Consider the following 19,368-nt stretch of genomic DNA (forward strand, 5'->3'; position numbering starts at 1 on the left):
ATTACCACTCTAACTGCCAAGGATTTTGCCATTTAGCAAAATCCACATGATTAATTAATTTTGAAAACTGCCCCATAGGTTGAGGCAATGCATAATAAGTTTTACTGTCACCTTGCCACATAAAACGTAAGGCATAAGCATGAAGGTACACCCTATCGCTCGGCATTGCACCATAAAGCTCATCACCCAAGATGGGGGCTGACAAGCTTTTTAGGGCGACTCTGAGCTGATGTGTTTTACCTGTAAATGGCTTCAAAACACAAGCCCTTAAGCCACTTTCTAAGCTCATGCTATAAAAACGTGTCACAGCTGGGTTATCTGTAGATTTTAACAACTTATAAGCACCGCGTCTGGATTTGCTCATATCACCTTTGATCCAGCCTTGCTTTTTCTTTGGTTTATCAGTTATTAACGCCAGATAAGCCTTATCAACCGCCCTAGTTGCAAACAGCTCACTCAGTTTATTCGCTGCAGCACTTGATTTCGCTAAGATCAGTAAGCCAGATGTTACTTTATCCAAACGATGCACTGCATAGAGCTTAATATCAAGCTGTTGCTCAAGCTGAGCAACAAAGCCAATTCCACTCTCACTGTGAAAACTAACACCTGCTGCCTTAATTGCAACAACGTACTCAGGCTCATCAGCCAATAACTGAATGTCACACATAGCCATGTTAACGAAAGACAAAGTTAAGTTTTAAATAGAAAGTAATTATGAGTGCCACTTTTCAACTTCATCTGAACTCAATTCTCGTGCTTCGTTTTCAAGCAATACTGGGATGTCCTCTCGAATTGGATACGCAAGTTTAGCAGCGGTGCTGATCAGCTCGTTATTTTCTTTATCGTACTGTAGCTTTCCTTTGCAAACTGGGCAGGCAAGGATCTCTAAAAGTTTTCTGTCAAACGCCATGATAAATCTCTTTTTGTATTAGCAGTTGTTTTAATCTTGATTTCAATGCTTCGCTTGGCTTAGCATCTACCCGTAAATAGTACCAATTGTCTTTGCAAAAAGCCTGACATTTCACGGCATCTTTCTCGGTCATAAAAATGGTGCTGTCAGCATATTTGCTAAAATCTTCAAAACTGTACGCATGGTGGTCCCTAAAATGTACGCAGTCATTTAGCTCAATGCCGTATGCCTGCAAACTCGATTCAAAACGTTGAGGGTTACCAATTGCACTCACAGCAACCCCGCTATTTTGATAGTCATCACACGATTGCTTATTTTTTACGCTGTAGATACCTGAATTGTGTAACTGATAACTAAGCTTAGTCTGTCCGCCATTTTCTATCACAAGATCTACCTCAGATAAACGGCTCGGTAATTCTCTGAGCGGCCCCGCTGGTAACAAGCAACCATTTCCGAAACGACGCTGCGAATCAACAATACACAGCTCTAAGTCTCGGTGCATGCTATAGTGCTGTAAACCATCGTCCGAAACTATGACATCTACATCACAGTTTTGTTTAATATAGTCACAACTGGCTTGTCTATTTGCGCCAATTACAACTGGACAATGCAAGCGAGATGCGAGCAAAAACGGTTCATCACCGGCCTCTTTCACCGTGCTTGCATGACTAACCAAATACGGGTACTCGGGTGCACAAGAACCATACCCTCGGCTGATCACCGCGACTTTTAAGCCCAGTTCTTGTAGGTAAGGTACCAACCATAACACAAATGGTGTTTTGCCATTGCCACCAATACCTATATTACCAACAATAATGACGGGAACATGAGCCTTAAATACCTGACTACGCCCAGACTTGAAGCGCCAACGACGATATGAGCTAATCAGCCAAAACAATGCGCTCAAAGGCAATAAAAGATAGGTAAGCAGGCTTTTGGGTTTGTACCAACTACGTTCAATAACGTTCACATTTAAGCCCCGTGTTGCATTTTGCAAAGTGCTGCATAAATACCTTCAGACGCTAGCAATTGCTGATGCGTACCTTGTTCAACTATCTGGCCCTGTTCAAGCACATAGATGCGATCTGATTTCTCAATGGTAGATAGACGATGTGCAATCACAATTGAAGTTTTTCCCACCATCAACGAGTCCAATGCGTCTTGAATAAGACGTTCAGACTCTGTATCCAATGCAGAAGTGGCTTCATCTAAGATAAGAATAGGTGCATTTTTCACAATCGCGCGGGCAATAGCAATTCGCTGGCGCTGCCCGCCTGAAAGCATAACGCCATTTTCACCCACTAGCGTATTAAGTCCCTCTGGCAAAGACTCCACAAACTCCCAAACATGAGCCTGCTTGGCTACTTCGATTAACTGCGGCTCTGATAGTGGCGTATCTAAACCATATGTGATGTTATTGGCGATAGTATCGTTAAACAAAACAACCTGTTGAGATACCAAAGAGAACTGACGGCGTAACGCTTTGAGTGTATAGTCCTGAATCGGGTGCCCATCGAGTAAAATACTGCCCATTTCTATGTCGTAAAATCTTGGCAATAAGTTAGACAATGTTGATTTACCAGAGCCTGAGCGCCCAACTAAAGCTACTCGCTCACCAGGCTTGATATGCAAAGATAAACCTCTGATAACTGGCTCTTTTTTTGTTGGATAGCAAAAAGTTACACCCTCAACCACAATTTCGCCTGTGCACGAGGGCAATTCTAGCGTGCCAGTATCTTTCTCAAGCTGTGTATCTAAGATTTCAAATATACTTTGCGCGGCCGCGATACCACGTTGTAATTCACCGTTCACATTTGCCAACTGCTTCAAGGGTCTTAGCATCATCATCATAGAAGAAAGCAACGCCACAAACGTACCCGATGTGATTGTATCTATCATCGATGGCATCGCTATAATTGCAAGGATCAATGCCATTGCACTGGCGGCGAGTATTTGAATGACAGAGACACTAAGTGCTCTGGTTGCATCCATCTTAACGCGTTGCTGGCGATTGTGATTATTAACCTGAGCAAAACGCTCTATCTCTTTATTGTGCCCCTCAAAACCGTGGATAACTTTATGCCCTGCAAGCATTTGCTCCGAGCCCCGAGTTACTTCTCCCATTGCATCTTGAATGTTCTTGGATATCTTACGAAAACGCTTTGAAACAACATTCACGATAAGTGCAACAATCGGAATAATAATTAAGAAAATAGAAGATAACTGCCAGCTAGCATCAAACATAACTACGAGTAAAAAGACGACAAACGCCCCTTCTCTTATCATCACTTGTAACGCACGAGTTATTGCTTGTTGAACCTGCTCGGTATCAAAAGTGATTTTTGAGATCATGTCACCATTGGAGTGTTGGTCATGAAATGACACAGGCAAAAACAACAGATGTTCAAACAATTGCTGCCTAAGTTTTCTCACAACTTGAGAACCGACATAACTCAAACAGTATGACGCCATATAGTTGAAGATACCCCGCCCAAGCACCAAAGCGATTACCACCAGCGGTGCCCATGTGAGTACTTCAGTATTGCGCTGCGTCAGTCCGTCATCAATAAAAGGCTGCATCAATTTGATAAACAGAGCATCCATGGCGGCGTAGCCCAACATCCCTACGATGGAAAGTATAGCGACCGCTTTATAATCGAAGGTATACTTAAGTAGCCGTTTGTAGATCTGCTTGGCACTTTGCTGCATATGAACTCTCTGATATAAAAAAACCCGCCCATTGTACTTGCGCACTGTACAAAAACAAAATGGTATGTGGCTAAAATCAATTGTTTGACTTCAAAAGCATAGCCTTGTCGCTGTTTTGGTCAACATTCATCCGATTTACCGTGTGTTAGAGAAACCAATGAGGGTGTAATGTTCTCGCCGACTCTAAGTACAGGTTGGAGTGACTAATTTGTACTCGAATATGTCCCTCTGTTGCAGTGTCTATCAGTTTAATCTTCTGCTTGTTATATCGCTCAACGACGGAAGCATGTGGGAGGGGCCACATGGAATAAAAACTTCTAGATAAAATCGCGATATTGGGCGAAACAGCCTGAATTAAGGCCCAACTTGAAGATGTTTTACTACCGTGATGCGGCACCAATAAAATGTCACTACGTAATTTTTCTCCATAGTGCTCTACTAGAGCGCGCTCAGCTGCGTGTTCAATATCACCGGGTAACAACACAGAAAATCGTCCATCTGTAATCCTTAGCACACACGAGTTGTTGTTATCACTATTCATTGTTTGCACGGGCCACAAAGATTCTATCGTCAGCTTATTGAACGTGATTGACTTAATATTGCAGTGCGAATGAGGGTCTAAATTATGAAATGCTTCCAAAGGCGCGTAGCCACTGTAGTCAATAAGCTCCTTAAGACCACCAATATGGTCTTGATCCGAATGACTCAAAATTACATGAGAAAGCCGTAGCTGGTGTTTTTGCAAATAAGGTTTTACAACACGTTCAAACAAGGAGAAGCTATTAAAATATTTTGCACCTAAATCATATAACACTCCCTGACCGTGGTGTGACACCAAGACTGAGGTTCCGTGCCCCACGTCAAAAACATCTATTTGCCAAACAATATCAGGTTTCAGGGCACAGCTTAGGGCTCCTACAAGCACTGGGATAGCCCCAAGCCAGCGCCACAACACAAAGTGTACGCCCAATAACATAGACAGATAAAAGGTAATTAAAAATGGCCAAGTAAAAGGTACAGTCTCCAACCAACCTGAATTGGCAAATAAATTTATGCATTGGGCCAGTAGCCAGTCAACCGTTAGATCAAAAAAGTGATACCAGGATATGTCGAGGTTAAGCCACAGAATAACAAGCACAAGTAACAGTGCAGGCAACATCAGAAAAGTCAGTAGTGGAATAAAGATTAAATTGGTTAGTATTGCCCCCAAACTGACACCATAAAAATAAAAGCTACTTAATGGCGCAAGAATAACGCCAAGAAGCAACTGCAAAACCAGTAGCTTAAAAACAAAGCCACGAGACTTTAAGTGGCTATCAGTACTAGAATTGGCTATTACGAAAATCGCGTACACTGCGATAAATGAAAAATACAAGCCAGGATTTAATAATGAAAAAGGGTCCACAAATAGCACAATACAAAGCGCAAAAAGCAAACTTCGATAATTTGCCACACGCCAGGCATACACATAAGCGGCCACCAACACCGCCAACATTGTAAAAGCTCGCAATGCTGAGACACCAAAACCACTTAACAGCACATAGCAGCCAGCTCCAAACAAACCAGTTAGAGCATGAATACCATTAATATCCCATTGTTGTTTATTTACTTTGAAACAAAAGCCAACCGAAAAAACCAACAACTTGCTAGAGTAGAAAAATAGACCATATACGATCCCCACATGTAGCCCTGATATGGCTAACATGTGGCTCAACCCTAAGCGCTGCATAGTTTGCTTATCTTCATAAGAAATATGAGATTTGTCTCCACTGAGTAAGGTGTAATAAAGCCATCCTAGTTTAAAATGGCTAATTCTTTGCCATAGCCACCTTCGATATACCTCAGTGAAACCGAGTGAAGTTGCTTCACTTAACACCACCTCCGAGAGTCTCCCTTTAAACTGAACGTGACGAGTAAAGGCATACAACTCATTATTAAAGTTATCGAAGTTGCTGCGGCTTCTATATGGCTTTAACTTGGCGGAAGCGGAAAAAGACGTACCAATGAGCGAAGAGTGATGAGGCGAAGGTATAGAAACATTAGCTCTTACAATACGAAACTTAGCGATTCGATGATTTGAAATTTGAGTCAACTGCACTTGAAAGTAATCACGGCCGAGTTGTTTTTCGACAAAACCTCTTACATTAACTAACTGAGAATCTGTGGCTTTTACATCAATCTGTTTATAAAACAAACTGTAATGTACCTGAACTGCAAAAATAGCGAAAATAAACCCTAACAAAACTAACCAAAACGGCTTAAAATAACGGGCAACGAGCAAAAGAAACAAAACGCTGCAAAAAAACTGCCACCGTCCATAAAAAAATACGGTAAGCAAGCAGCCGGATGTAAACCCATACCCCAAGAGAACTGAAGTATATGGTTGCAAACTATGGCTAAGAAAACGATCCAACGCTTTTTACCTGATCACAATAAGATCAAACAGCAAAAGTCATTGAAAATTTTTGGTCGTTTATTACATGACGCCAATTTATGGCACTTAAATCGCCGCTCAGCTCGGGGGGCATTCTCCGTGGGGTTATTCTTTGCGTTCATCCCTGTTCCTTTTCAAATGGTTCTTGCGGCTGCATTCGCGATTCCATTTCGCGTAAATTTACCGCTTTCTGTGGCTTTGGTTTGGCTAACCAATCCATTAACGATGCCACCTATTTTCTATTGCTCTTATCTAGTTGGTGTACTCGCATTAGGCCAAGAAACCCAGCCTTTCCATTTCGAAGCAAGTTGGGAGTGGCTATCACAAAGCCTATCTACCATTGGGCCTGCATTTATCGTTGGCTCTTTGATTTGCGCGAGCATCGCCTCTGTTATTGGCTATTTTGGTATTGATTATTTGTGGCGCCGCTCAGTTAACAGAGCCTGGTCATCAAGGCGCTCTTAACAACAAAGCATAGACAATAAAAAAGCCCTTTCGGGCTTTTTTATTGTGAGATTAAGATGAAGCTCTAGTCAGAGTCAGCTTACGTCGCCTTAACCATATAAGCGGTAACGCGAACAAACTTAAAGCCGACCAACTACCAGACTTACGCTCATAAGTTTCGGCCTCAGGAGGTGCACACTCCTCAACTTGCCCATCTGGATTTGGCGTCAATAGTACCGGCAGCGTCACTGTCTCATACTCAATTTCACCGTTGCTGTCTTTGGTGACGTTACCTAGCCTATCTCTTCGCTCTACCGTCTTAGTGGCAATCGCATAGATGTGGTTAGATTCAGTAATTTTTATCGCCTCGGCTATCGTATACGGATAGTTTTCGCCATTACTATCTTTACAGGGTAATAGGTCGTTTATATTGGTGACTTTTTCGTCACCTATTTTATAAATGAAGCCTTCTCTACGGCGGTTGCTACTATTCTTCTCTATTTCCGCTTGCCCGATGATGTAGCCCGCGTCGTTGATATCAGTCGCTACAGTTTTTGAACCTTTGAAAAAGTAAGGTAACTGCACATATTTGCTCTCATTTAAATCGTAGTAAAATGCATACTGGTCAAGGATAGAGCCCCGCACATTCTCTGCCATGTAACCAACAGCAATATTATTGTTGTTGATATCTGTTGCTTTACCTAATTCATACCAATTTTCTAATGTCTTAAATGGTTTGAACTCACCACCGTCAAAGTAGCCTGCTACACCATACGGATAGAGATCATCGCCCTCACGATATGGAGAGTAACCTACTGCCACACCTGATTTATTAACAGCCAAAGCAGCACTAACAAAAGCATCATTTTCATCATCTTTGGGTGTTAAGCCTAAACCTAGGTCTGTGGTACTTAATACTGCAAAGTTCTCATCTAGCTTCCACTGAAATGCTCTTAGGTCATAAAATTGGCTAGACAATTGTCTCTGCCAAGCACATACCGCGATTGGCTCGTCTTTTCCATCACAACTGTCATCGTAGTTAGTTTGACGGTTCTTAGGAATGCCAATGCTACTTTGACCCACAACTAAATAACCACCGTCATCTAATTTTTTAATATCGGTCGCCATGCTGAAACCACCGTGCTCAGAAAACTCTGGCGCCAAGGTGATTTTTTCACCTTGTGTGGTGATCACAATACCTCTCGATGCCCAATCACGAACAAAGAATGTCTCAGCGTCAGACTCTCCCTCCGGCGTAAATGTTTCTTTAGAAAAAGGTGCAGAGCCCCATCCAACAATCACACCATCTTCACTAATTGCTGTTAGGTAGTTTGATACTGAGCGAGTTAAACCGTTGGTCGCTTGAGTTTCCACATCAAACAAAACTTGTTCTTGTGCAGACACAGCATCGATATGTAACGCTACACGGTCCTGAATTTTCTGATATTTTGCATTGTTGGTACGAGCGCTTAAGAAGTTCAACATGAAAGCGTTTGCATCTGCATTTGTTGCCGCAGCACCATTTTTAATATCGTCTAGTGTAAAAGAAATCTCTTCATCAATCGCTTCAAAGCTTTCTTTTGTATTGTCATAGGCATTTTTGAGATCAACGTCTTCAAAGTCAATATACGATATATCAATCGGTAGGTTAAAATTACTCGATGCCGCACCGATGATTTCACCTTTATTGTTCACATCTGAAATAAATGTGTACTTCGCTCCCTCATAGCGAGGAAGCTCAGATAATGTATATGTTGCTCCAAGGGCTTGACCACTTAGGCCAGCTAAAATGCTTGCAGCTAAAACTGTGTGCTTCATTTTTATCCTTACTACTGATTCTGTAATGCTTCTAATTCTTCCCAACGCTCAAACGCGGCCTCAAGCTTCGACTCAAGCTCCGCCAATTCGTTCAACGCACCTTGTGTAGTTTGTGAGTCTTGTTTAAAAAAGTCCGGCGCATTGACAACTTCTTGCTGTTTTTCCAATGCTTGTTCGAGTTCTTCTACTTTACTTGGCAACTGTTCCAATTCAAGTTTTAATTTGTAACTCAACTTAGTTGTTTTGTTACTGGCTTTTGTCTGCTTGACTTGTTTTTCAGCTTCTTGCTTATGCTGCTTTTCAAGCTCTTTGGCTTGCGCCTGACGGTGCTCAAGATACTGCTCGTAATCCGTATAGCCGCCCACAATATCAGTAATTTGTCCGCTGCCTTCAAAGGCCCACACTGAGTTACAGGTGTTATCAATAAATTCCCTATCATGGCTGACAATTAATATTGTGCCTTGATACTGATTGATAATATCTTCCAGCAGCTCCAATGTTTCGATATCTAAATCATTTGTTGGCTCATCTAAAACCAACACATTTGATGGCTTTAAAAATAACTTAGCTAACAATAAACGGTTCTTCTCGCCCCCTGATAGCGCCTTTACTGGTGTTCTAGCTCTGGCTGGCGGGAATAAAAAGTCCTGTAAATAGCCTAATACGTGACGACTGCGGCCACCCATCATGACCTCTTGCTTACCCTCTGCAACGTTATCTTGTACGGTCGCTTCTTCATCAAGTTTTTCGCGGTATTGATCAAAGTATGCCACTTCAAGATTAACGCCCTGCTTAATTTTTCCTTGGTCTGCAGCTAACTGACCAAACAGTAACTTAAGCAAAGTGGTTTTACCAACACCGTTAGGGCCGACCAAACCAACCCTGTCACCGCGCATCACCAACGTAGAAAAGTCCTTTGCAATAACTTTGTCTTTAAAGGCATGGTGAACATGCTGTGCTTCAAATACCAGTTTGCCTGAGCGTTCTGCAGTTTCGATGTTAAAGTCAGTTTTACCAACTTGTTCAACGCGTTGCTTGCGCTCGTTTCGTAATGCTTTAAGGGCTCTAACACGCCCTTCATTACGGGTTCTGCGAGCTTTGATTCCTTGTCTGATCCAAGCTTCTTCTTCGGCGAGCTTTTTATCAAATAAGGCATTTTGTGTTTCTTCGACTTTTAAATCGTGTGCCTTTTGCTCTAAGTACTTTGCATAATTTCCTGGGTAGGAAACTAACTTGCCACGATCTAGATCTAGAATGCGTGTGGCCACAGCGCGTATAAATGCCCTATCATGCGATATAAATACAATCCCGCCTTTGAACTCTTTTAAAAACTGTTCAAGCCAGATAACACTGTTCATGTCTAAGTGGTTAGTAGGCTCATCAAGTAGCAGTAAATCCGGCTCACTGACTAACGCTTTGGCCAGAGCGACTTTTCGTAACCACCCACCAGATAACTTTTCAAGACGCATGTTTGGTATCAATTCCAATTGACTCAAAACTAATTTAATACGGCTTTCAAAACGCCACGCATCGGCCGCTTCAATCTTGTTAGATAGCCTCTCTAACTTATTCAAAAGCGATGGAGATTGATCCGTTTGTAGTGCGTCACTTACGTGGTTAAACTCGATAAGAAGCTCAGCAATATCTGGTAGTCCATTCGCCACATAATCAAACACGGAGCCTTCAGCCCCTTTTGGTGGGTCTTGCTCTAAGCGCGACACCTTCAACTCACCGACGCGGTTAATTTCACCATCATCTAACAGCACTGCGCCGTCTAGTACCTTGAGTAAAGTTGATTTGCCCGCACCATTACGGCCAACAATACACACCCTTTCCCCGGCTTCGATGACGGCATCTGCATCATCTAGCAATGGGTGTGTGCCAAACGCTAATTGCGCTTTTGATATTCTGATTAAATCCATATTATTCTGCGAGTTGTTGAATTTGTTCAAGTTCGAACGGCCAATAAAGAGTCTGACCGTCACGTGTTCTTTTTATTACTGGGATTGAAGTTTGATAAGCTTCCATTAGCACAGTGTCATCAACGATATCAACGTGCTCAATATCACTTTCGTTTAAAATTTGTATTGCTAACTCATGGGCTTGTTCACATAAATGGCAGCCTTGCGTAAAATACAGAATATATTTAGCCATGAGTTATCAACCAACTGTTGTGTATTTGCTTATTTCTCTTAAAATCAGGTGATAGCGTCTGCTGTGAAATATTCTCCGCCTTTAAGCCCAACCCCATCAAGCCAACTTCATCCATTTTAAAACCACGTTTATTATTGGAAAAAATAAGGGTGCCTTTTGGACTTAAGATCTTTTTAACCCAAGTTAATAGCTGAATGTGATCTCTTTGCACATCAAATACTTCTTTCATTCTCTTAGAGTTTGAAAAGGTAGGAGGATCTAAAAATATTAGATCGTACTGGCCCTGAGCGTGCTCTAACCATTTTAAACAATCGGCCTGTTCAAAACGGTAACGCGGATTTTTTAAATTATTCAAGGCAAAGTTTTCTTCAGCCCACTTTAAATACGTTTTCGACATATCTACAGTCGTAACTGATTTTGCACCACCTAAAGCAGCGTGTACTGATGCAGAGCCTGTATAAGAAAACAAGTTTAAGAAGCGCTTGTCTTTGGCATGTTGCTGAATATAGCGACGCGCGAGGCGATGATCCAAAAACAATCCAGTATCTAGATAGTCAAACAAGTTAATCTTAAATTTGGCTCCAAACTCTTCAACCGTGTCATAGCGATGTTGCTTATCCATCGCTGTATATTGAGACTCACCTTTTTGCTTTTTACGTACCTTTACCGCTATATCTTCTGGTGCAATACTCAGTTGCTCTGCCGTTAGGGTAATCACGTCTTGTAGGCGCTTTTGTGCAACCGCATCGTCTATTTCTTTAGGTGCAGCATATTCGAAGATCACCGCAGAATTATTGTATACATCTACAGCGACATTGTATTCAGGAATGTCTGCATCATAAACGCGATACGCATTGATCTGCTCTTTTTTAAGCCAGCTCTTCAGTGCTTGTCTGTTCTTCTTTAAACGGTTAGCAAAGGCTTGAGAACCTTCGAAGTTGAGCCCTGTTTTTTGTTCATTTTGCGAGACTTGGCGTTCGTTCAATTCGTATAAATTTAACTCTACATCGATCGGACCATTTTTGAACTTGTAGCGCTTATCTCGTGACAGTTTAAGTAGTTTGAATAGACTGTCGTCAGTACCGAGTAAAGCCAAGCGCCAATCTTGGAAGTGCTTCTTAAAAGCAATTCCCATATTTCGGTATAAATTAACCAGTTCCGCCATCGAACCTAAACGTTCCCCGTATGGCAAGTTGCTCAATATCACACCCGGACGCTTTGCAACCTTATTTAAGGCATTGGCATCCTTTACAGAAAATTTAATATACTCACCAACACCGGCGCGTTGCGCATTTTGCTGTGCAATATTGATGACTTTATCATCTAGATCCGATCCGATGATCCAAAGCGTGTTGTCTACTTCAGAAGCTTTTACCTGCGCCTTAATCTCATCGAACTTAGCTTTTCTAAAGCTTGGTAAGCGCTTAAAAGCAAACTCTCTATTGATGTTAGGATAGATATTATTCGCCATACAAGCCGCTTCAATTAGCAATGTACCTGAGCCACAGCATGGATCAAATAATGGCCGAGACGCGTCGTCTAACCAACCGCTTCGTTTTACCAGCGCAGCGGCTAAATGTTCTCTAATCGGCGCTTTACCTTGGCGAGTACGATAACCTCTATCTGATAAGCGCGGACCTGAATAATCTATATACAGTGAACAACTTTGCCTGTTGAGTTTGGCAATAACACGAATGTTAGGCTCTGTTTTGTCGACATTTGGACGCTGTTCATATAAGTCATTAAAATAGTCTACGATACCATCTTTAATCACAAGACCCGAAAACTGCGTGTTTTTAAGTTCGTTATTGGTGCCATTAAATTCGATAGCAAAAGTCTGAGTGGGACCAAACCAATCTTGCCAAGCTTGAAATCGTGCAAACTTATACAACGCTGCTTTGTCTTTGATATCTTCACTTTCGTCGATCAATAACATCACGCGTGTGGCAAAACGCGTTGTTAAACAAAACTTTTGAGCTGCTAGATTATCAGCATTGAATCGAACTGAACCAACACTTTGCTTACCCAATTCAAGGCCTGCTTGTTGAATTTCTTCTGCTAAGAGATGTTCGATACCAATAGATGTGAGCGCGATAAATTGCAATGTACTAACCCTTTATATTCAATTACCCGCGAGTATAACATAGGTTAGAGATAGCTTGATCACGCCATTTGGGAAATTTTATTGCAACTTATCAATGGGTGGATGCGATTATTTAGAACTTTAATAGCTTGGAATTGTTCAAGCTCTAGGTTTTCATCTAAAGCAAACTGTGGACTCAAGCTGATGCACAAACAGGCCCCGTCTACTTGTTCAACAATGAAAAAGTCACCTTCTTGTTGAGGTGAGCGTAAACGCACAATGGCTTCGGTACAAGGCTGATCACCTGTATATGACTCAAAAAACCAACTCTTTGCCTGTACTGGCAATAAATAAAATTTGGCAGCTGTGGCGTTTAATGCAATTTGGCAGCATTGCGGTTCGGACCAAATATTAAAGCCACGTAAGTAAGTAAAAACGTTTTGGTAATATGCAGCTTCGTTGATACTTAGATGTGGGTCTGAATAGGCGTCTTGAGTTAACTGACGCAAGCGAAAAGGGGTGCAGAGAATTAACTCTTCACCTAAATCTACAAGCAAACGATTTCTCTGGCGACAACTAACCCATTGCCACTCTTTAGATGCTTGCAAAATTGACCTCCTGCCTACTATTTTCTTTTCTTGAATAGTACGCAGGAGTATAACGAAAAATTTCAAACTGTAAAAATATTTATAAGAACAATTTGTTTACGATCATTTGGTTATATAACGGATCCTTATAACCCGTTAATGATCCTTTTTACCAATGCAGGGCCTTCATAAATAAAGCCTGTATAGACTTGCAGAAGTGAGGCACCTGCGTCAAGTTTTTCCTTCGCCGACTCGGCTGAATCTATCCCGCCCACACCAATAATAGGTAGCTTTCCTTCAGTGATACGCTTTAGTTCACTCACTACAAATGTTGATTTTTCTCTCACGGGACGCCCTGATAAACCACCCGCTTCTTGAGCATGCTGCTGACCTTGCACAGCCTCACGCTCTAGCGTAGTGTTGGTTGCAATGACCCCGTCTATACGGTTTTTTACTAAAGATTCAGCAATTTGCGCCACTTGAACAGCATCGATATCAGGCGCAATTTTCACAAGCATGGGGACAGATTTACTATGCTTGGCAATGAGATCCATTTGCTCGTTCTTCAAGCTTTGTAGTAAATCGTCCAACGCATCACCATATTGTAAATCGCGAAGCCCTGGAGTGTTTGGCGAAGAAATATTTACGGTAATATAAGAAGCATGTTCAAATACTTTACGCATACAGTGGATATAGTCATCCTTGCCCTGCTCATTTGGCGTATCTTTATTTTTACCAATGTTGATCCCTAAGATCCCATCATATTTAGCCGCTTTTACATTAGCCACTAAATTATCAACACCTTTATTATTGAAACCCATGCGGTTAATTATGGCATGAGCTTGTGGCAATCTAAAAATTCGAGGTTTATCATTACCGGCTTGTGGTCGTGGGGTTACCGTACCAACTTCAATAAAGCCAAAGCCCATTTGCGAAAATGCATCTATACATTCAGCATTTTTATCTAAGCCAGCCGCAAGGCCAACTGGATTTTTAAATTCTAAACCAAGGAAGTTTACTGGTTTATCAGCAACAGATTGCGACCACGCCATACTAAGCGGTGTGTGTGCAAAACGGCGCAAATTATCTAATGCAAATTCGTGCGCCCACTCGGCATCACGGCTAAACATATAGCGACGCGCAATATCATAAAACATGAAAACTCCTTAAAGATCCTAAGTAACATACATCTGCAACAACAGGCAGATAAAAAAATACCCCAGCAAGGCCGGGGTATTTTAACGATTTAAAAATTATTTGGTAGTGTCACAGTTGTGGCTTAGTAACATCAGCTCACGTAGTGCCACCGAGAACTTAGCAAAGTCATGACTCTGTGAGGTCTTGAACTCCTGCAGCATTTGCTGCCAACGATGTAACAGTGCAGACTGGGATTCCATCCATTGTTCAATAAGTGCATTAACATCGTTTTGTTCGCCATCAAAGCTGTTCAACACAACCTCTGACAATGAACGCTGTTGCCAATCCAACTCCTCACGATATGATGCACGAGCAAGCGCTTGCCAGTGGTTAGATACAGGTTGTGCAGTAATTTGATCCAAGAACCAATGTAGGCCCATACTTGCACCAAGTTTAAAGTAGGTATGTGACACAACATCCACTTTGCGACCTGAATTATGTGCTACTTCTGCCAAATCCATCACTGAGAATAGGCTTGAAAGTGACACGATGCGCATTGCGATATCACTTGGTACGCCCTGCTCCTCAAGCTTCTTAGCATTATCAAGAATCGCAGCACTTTCGCTCTCAACCATGTAACTATGCAAGTTTTTGCTAACATCTTTGAACACTGGCGCAAAGAACTCGATAGTCTGTTCAATTGTCAGTGCTTTATTGCGATGGCGTAAGAACCAACGTGTCGCACGACGAACCGTGCGACGCAGCTGATACAACATTTCCGTTTGGACAGATGCTGGGATCTTGTTATCCAGTGCTGCAATCGCGCCCCAAGTGCTCTTCATTTCGAAGATTGCGCTGGCAATTGAGTAACATAATGCAATTTCACTATCAGTTGCACCTGTTTCTTCATTCATGCGAACCATGAAATTCAGACCCATATCGTTAACAATGTTGTTTGCTAACTTAGTGGCGATAATCTCTTTTCTTAGAGGGTGATTATCCATCGCTGCGTTAAACTTCTCACGCAGTGGTACTGGGAATGAATTCACCAATAATTGACGGTAGTACGGGTTTTCCGATACATCATCAACCACTAACGATTCTTTCAATACCATTTTCGAGTATGAAACAAGCACCGAAAGCTCAGGACGCGTAAGATCTTTACCTGCTGCCGCACGCTCTGCTAACTCTTCATCCGTAGGTAAGAACTCGATGGTACGGTCTAACTTGCCTTCTTTTTCTAGGGCATGAATAAAGCGAACTTTTTCTTTAAGTGTTGCAGGGCCCTTTGACTTAGTAATAGACAGAGTATGAGTTTGACGATAACAATCCGCCAATACCAGCTCTGACACTTCATCGGTCATTGAATAAAGTAATTCATTACGCTGCTTCTTGGTTAAGTCGCCCTCTGCAACCAAGCCATTTAGCAAGATCTTGATGTTAACTTCGTTATCTGAACAAGCCACACCACCCACGTTATCAATAAAGTCAGTATTGATACGGCCGCCTTTACTAGCAAACTCAATACGGCCAAGTTGTGTCGCACCTAAGTTACCACCTTCACCGAATATTTTCGCTCCCAATTCAGCGCCATTGATACGTAACGCGTCGTTTGCGCGGTCGCCAACATCAGCATTGGTCTCTTTAGAGTGTTTAATGTAAGTACCGATACCACCGTTCCAAAGTAAATCAGATGGCATCATCAATACCGCTTTAATAAGTTCATTCGGGGTCATGCTGGCTTTTTTAGTGCCAAGCATTTTCTTCATCTCTGGTGTTAAAGTGATCGACTTCGCCGCTCGAGAGAAAATACCACCGCCCTCTGAAATTAAAGACTTATCGTAGTCTTCCCAAGATGAACGTGGCAACGCGAATAAACGCTCGCGCTCTTTGTAAGAGCTTGCTGCATCTGGATTTGGGTCGATGAAAATATGTAAGTGGTTAAACGCAGCCTGTAAACGAATATGTTTTGACAACAGCATACCGTTACCAAATACGTCACCGGCCATATCGCCAATACCAACAGCAGTGAAATCAGTAGTTTGGCAATCAATATCCATTTCACGGAAATGGCGTTTTACAGACTCCCAAGCACCTTTTGCGGTGATACCCATTTTCTTATGGTCGTAACCAATAGAGCCACCTGAAGCAAATGCATCACCTAACCAGAAGTTATAATCTTCAGCAATACCGTTAGCAATATCAGAGAACGTTGCTGTCCCTTTGTCTGCTGCCACTACTAGATACGGGTCATCTTCGTCATGGCGAACAACATTTAACGGCGGCACGATATCGCCGTGAACAATATTATCTGTGATATCTAATAAACCGCGAATAAAGATCTTGTAACATTCCTGACCTTCTTTGAAGAACGCTTCACGGTCTGTAGGTAGTTGTTTACATACAAAACCACCCTTCGAGCCAACTGGCACGATAACGGTGTTTTTAACTTGCTGTGCTTTAACTAAACCCAGTACCTCGGTACGGAAATCTTCACGTCTGTCTGACCAACGTAAGCCACCACGTGCAACTTTACCACCACGTAGGTGAACACCTTCAACGCGCGGTGAATAAACAAAGATTTCAAAGGCAGGTAGCGGCAATGGCATATCTGGAATGCCACTTGATTTGATCTTAAATGATACGTATGACTTGTTGCTGCCTTCTTGCTCTTTTTGGAAGAAGTTGGTGCGCAGCGTTGCATTGATCATATCAACGTATAAACGAATGATTCGGTCATCATCTAGGTTTGCTACGTTTTCAAGCTCTGCGTAAATATCAGCAATCGTTTTATCGATTGTTTTTTGAGCTGCTGGCTTAGTTGGTGAAAACTTCTTAACGAATAAATCAACTATTTGAGCGGCGATGTGCGGATAATGGTCAAATGTACTTTCTATATAGCTTTGTGAGAAAGTCACACCTATCTGACGCATGTATTTAGCATATGCTCTTAGAATTGACGCTTCACGACCAGTTAAACCACCTAGTAGTACCAAGCGATTAAAGCCGTCGTTTTCAAGGCGGTTATGCCACACGTTAGTCAAGGCAGCACGAAAACGTGCAGATACTTTGTTAAAGTCTGAAATACCTTTGCTGTCTAACAGCATTGAGAAGTCCATGATCCAGTTAACTTGACCATCACTCGACTTAACCGCATAAGGCGTTTCACCAATTACGCGTAAGCCAAAGTTTTCAAGCATAGGCATAACATCAGATAAATGAATTGGTACATCTTTGTGGAACAAGCTCAGACGTACAATTTGTGAGTTTGCTTCTTCTTGAGGACGGTAGAACAACATGTCTAATTTGTTGTCCTCATCAAGCTGCTCTAGTTTTTCAATATCGACTACTGAAGCGCTTGGTAAAACTACATCTTTGTAGGCACCTGGGAATGCTGTTGAGTACTTTCTAAACAGCTCGTTACCACGCGCTTCGCCTGCGCTTTCAAGTAACGCATCATGCAATTTATCTTCCCACGTACGAGCGGCTTCAACTAAGTTATTTTCGATGTCTTTCACGTTATATTCAATATTGTTGTCAGCTACGCGCACTGTGTAATGCGTACGTGCAAGCGTAGACTCAGAGAAATAAGTAGTGAATTCAACTTTTTCTTTTGATTGGAACGCATTGGCCAACAATTGTTGAGTTTCACGTCTAAGTGCTGTGTTGTAACGCTCTCTTGGAACGTAAACCATACAAGAGAAGAAACGACCATAAGTGTCTTTGCGCACAAATAAACGACACATGTTTCGTTCTTGAACTTGCAGTACACCAGTAGCCACTTCTAAAAGCTCAGACTCACGAGCTTGTACAAGTTCGTCTCGTGGATAAGTTTCTAGAATATTAAGCACAGCTTTGTAGGCATGCGTTCCTTGTGCAAAATCACACATTTGCATGATTCGGTCGATTTTGGTTCTTAATACAGGCACGTCTGCCGCGCTGTTATTGTAGAAGCTTGATGAGAATAAACCGATAAAGCGGTCTTCACCTACCACATTGCCTTTATCATCAAAGCGCTTAATGCCAACATAGTCAACATACGCTGGGCGATGTACACGAGAGAGCGAGTTTGTTTTTGTAAGGATAAGCAAATTATTGCTACGTGCTTCTTTACGTGCAACTTCAGGAAGTTCTGACAATAGTCGACCGTGATCATCAGATGACTTTTTCATCAAACCTAGACTCGTATCAGCAACATGCTTGAGTTCATAGTCACCCTGAACTGGACACAAATCATATTGGCGATAACCCATAAATGTAAAGTTATCTTGTGTCAGCCATTCTAAGAATTCTAGTGTTTCGGTTACTTCACTTTCTTCACATTGGAAATGACGCGTTGGAAGTTCTTTTATCACTGACTTTAACTTGTCACGAATAGGCAACCAGTCTTCAACCGCTAACGACACGTCTTGTAGAACAGATTCAAGCTCTTTGGTAAAAGACTCAATATCTTTTTTATCTGTTTGACGGTCTATTTCAATAAAGAACACAGTTTTTGTCGAACTCGACTCCTGTTCAGCCTTTAGGTTAGAAATAGCAGTGATTTTTCCGGCATCATCACGTTGGATCTTCAATGGGCAATGTAACAATAAGTGTGAAACGATATTTTCACGATTCATTGCCATGCGTACGGAGTCAACCAAGAAAGGCATATCTTTGGCAATAATCTCTACGATTGTGTGAGATGACTGCCAGCCATCTTTTGCAACCTCAGGGTTGAATACACGGATAACCGCATCATCTGAGTTGTTCTTCTCGAGAGAGTTCCAAAGACTAAGTGCAGCACCATACAGGTCACTATCGTTACGTTTAGCCAAGTCCTCTTTAGACATATTGCTGTACAAGGCTTTGGCAAATGTTTCAACGAGTGACACGTTCTCTGCATGAACTTTCTTGTGGATCAACTTACATACGTTATCTAGGATAACTGATGCTGGACCTTCATTTTGTGTCATATGTGTTCCTTAATCTATACCACCTTTGAACGGTAGATTATTTGTACAGCTGTTTATTAGCGTGGAGTCAGTTGAATTTTAACCTTTCTGACGCTAATAAACAGCCTTTTCGATGAAAACATTTTAAGCTTTTCAGC

Annotated in this window: 13 protein-coding genes; 1 reads left to right on the forward strand and 12 read right to left on the reverse strand. The window is 41.9% G+C overall.

What is annotated here, in order from left to right:
- Position 1: 1 nt before the first annotated feature.
- From L1070_RS01220 to L1070_RS01240, 5 genes are all read right to left on the reverse strand, one after another.
- On the reverse strand, positions 2 to 667 hold the full coding sequence (locus L1070_RS01220) for a TIGR01621 family pseudouridine synthase (protein ID WP_237124244.1): 666 nt from the start codon (positions 665 to 667) through the stop codon (positions 2 to 4).
- A gap of 45 nt (positions 668 to 712) precedes the next feature.
- Positions 713 to 910, reverse strand: coding sequence for a Trm112 family protein (locus L1070_RS01225; RefSeq protein ID WP_070985289.1), 198 nt, complete (start codon positions 908 to 910; stop codon positions 713 to 715).
- Positions 900 to 1,880 carry a tetraacyldisaccharide 4'-kinase gene (lpxK, locus tag L1070_RS01230; RefSeq protein WP_237124166.1) on the reverse strand — a complete coding sequence of 327 codons (981 nt, stop codon included), beginning with the start codon at positions 1,878 to 1,880 and terminating at the stop codon, positions 900 to 902. Before lpxK ends, L1070_RS01225 begins: the two co-directional genes overlap by 11 nt.
- Before the next feature lie 2 nt (positions 1,881 to 1,882).
- On the reverse strand, positions 1,883 to 3,619 hold the full coding sequence (msbA, locus tag L1070_RS01235) for a lipid A export permease/ATP-binding protein MsbA (RefSeq protein WP_237124167.1): 1,737 nt from the start codon (positions 3,617 to 3,619) through the stop codon (positions 1,883 to 1,885).
- Between the two features lie 145 nt (positions 3,620 to 3,764).
- A complete protein-coding gene (locus tag L1070_RS01240; protein ID WP_343221721.1) occupies positions 3,765 to 6,032 on the reverse strand; it encodes a DNA internalization-related competence protein ComEC/Rec2 in 2,268 nt (755 codons plus the stop codon).
- On the opposite strand from L1070_RS01240, the gene L1070_RS01245 reads away from it, so the two are divergent.
- The gene (locus L1070_RS01245) at positions 6,012 to 6,518 is read left to right on the forward strand and encodes a DUF2062 domain-containing protein (RefSeq protein ID WP_070985280.1); all 507 of its coding nucleotides are present in this window, start codon (positions 6,012 to 6,014) and stop codon (positions 6,516 to 6,518) included. The genes L1070_RS01240 and L1070_RS01245 overlap by 21 nt on opposite strands.
- A 51-nt stretch (positions 6,519 to 6,569) precedes the next feature.
- Here the strand turns inward: L1070_RS01245 and L1070_RS01250 are convergent, their stop codons facing one another.
- The 7 genes from L1070_RS01250 to L1070_RS01280 form a co-directional block, all read right to left on the reverse strand.
- The gene (locus L1070_RS01250; protein ID WP_237124169.1) at positions 6,570 to 8,315 is read right to left on the reverse strand and encodes a DUF3466 family protein; all 1,746 of its coding nucleotides are present in this window, start codon (positions 8,313 to 8,315) and stop codon (positions 6,570 to 6,572) included.
- 11 nt (positions 8,316 to 8,326) lie between these two features.
- Entirely contained in the window at positions 8,327 to 10,237 is a 1,911-nt protein-coding gene (locus L1070_RS01255; protein ID WP_237124170.1) for an ABC transporter ATP-binding protein, read from the reverse strand.
- Position 10,238: 1 nt separating this feature from the next.
- Positions 10,239 to 10,469 carry a glutaredoxin family protein gene (locus L1070_RS01260; RefSeq protein WP_070985276.1) on the reverse strand — a complete coding sequence of 77 codons (231 nt, stop codon included), beginning with the start codon at positions 10,467 to 10,469 and terminating at the stop codon, positions 10,239 to 10,241.
- Entirely contained in the window at positions 10,462 to 12,573 is a 2,112-nt protein-coding gene (gene rlmKL, locus L1070_RS01265) for a bifunctional 23S rRNA (guanine(2069)-N(7))-methyltransferase RlmK/23S rRNA (guanine(2445)-N(2))-methyltransferase RlmL (protein WP_070985274.1), read from the reverse strand. The genes L1070_RS01260 and rlmKL overlap by 8 nt, the downstream gene beginning before the upstream one ends.
- Positions 12,574 to 12,632: 59 nt before the next feature.
- Positions 12,633 to 13,163, reverse strand: coding sequence for a cell division protein ZapC domain-containing protein (locus L1070_RS01270; protein WP_237124245.1), 531 nt, complete (start codon positions 13,161 to 13,163; stop codon positions 12,633 to 12,635).
- A 122-nt stretch (positions 13,164 to 13,285) separates the two neighbouring features.
- Entirely contained in the window at positions 13,286 to 14,296 is a 1,011-nt protein-coding gene (gene pyrD, locus L1070_RS01275) for a quinone-dependent dihydroorotate dehydrogenase (protein WP_070985272.1), read from the reverse strand.
- Positions 14,297 to 14,392: 96 nt separating this feature from the next.
- On the reverse strand, positions 14,393 to 19,231 hold the full coding sequence (locus L1070_RS01280; protein ID WP_237124171.1) for an NAD-glutamate dehydrogenase: 4,839 nt from the start codon (positions 19,229 to 19,231) through the stop codon (positions 14,393 to 14,395).
- Between the last annotated feature and the right edge of the window lie 137 nt (positions 19,232 to 19,368).

The sequence above is a fragment of the Pseudoalteromonas sp. MMG022 genome, assembly GCF_021654245.1.
GTDB classification, from domain to species: domain Bacteria; phylum Pseudomonadota; class Gammaproteobacteria; order Enterobacterales; family Alteromonadaceae; genus Pseudoalteromonas; species Pseudoalteromonas amylolytica.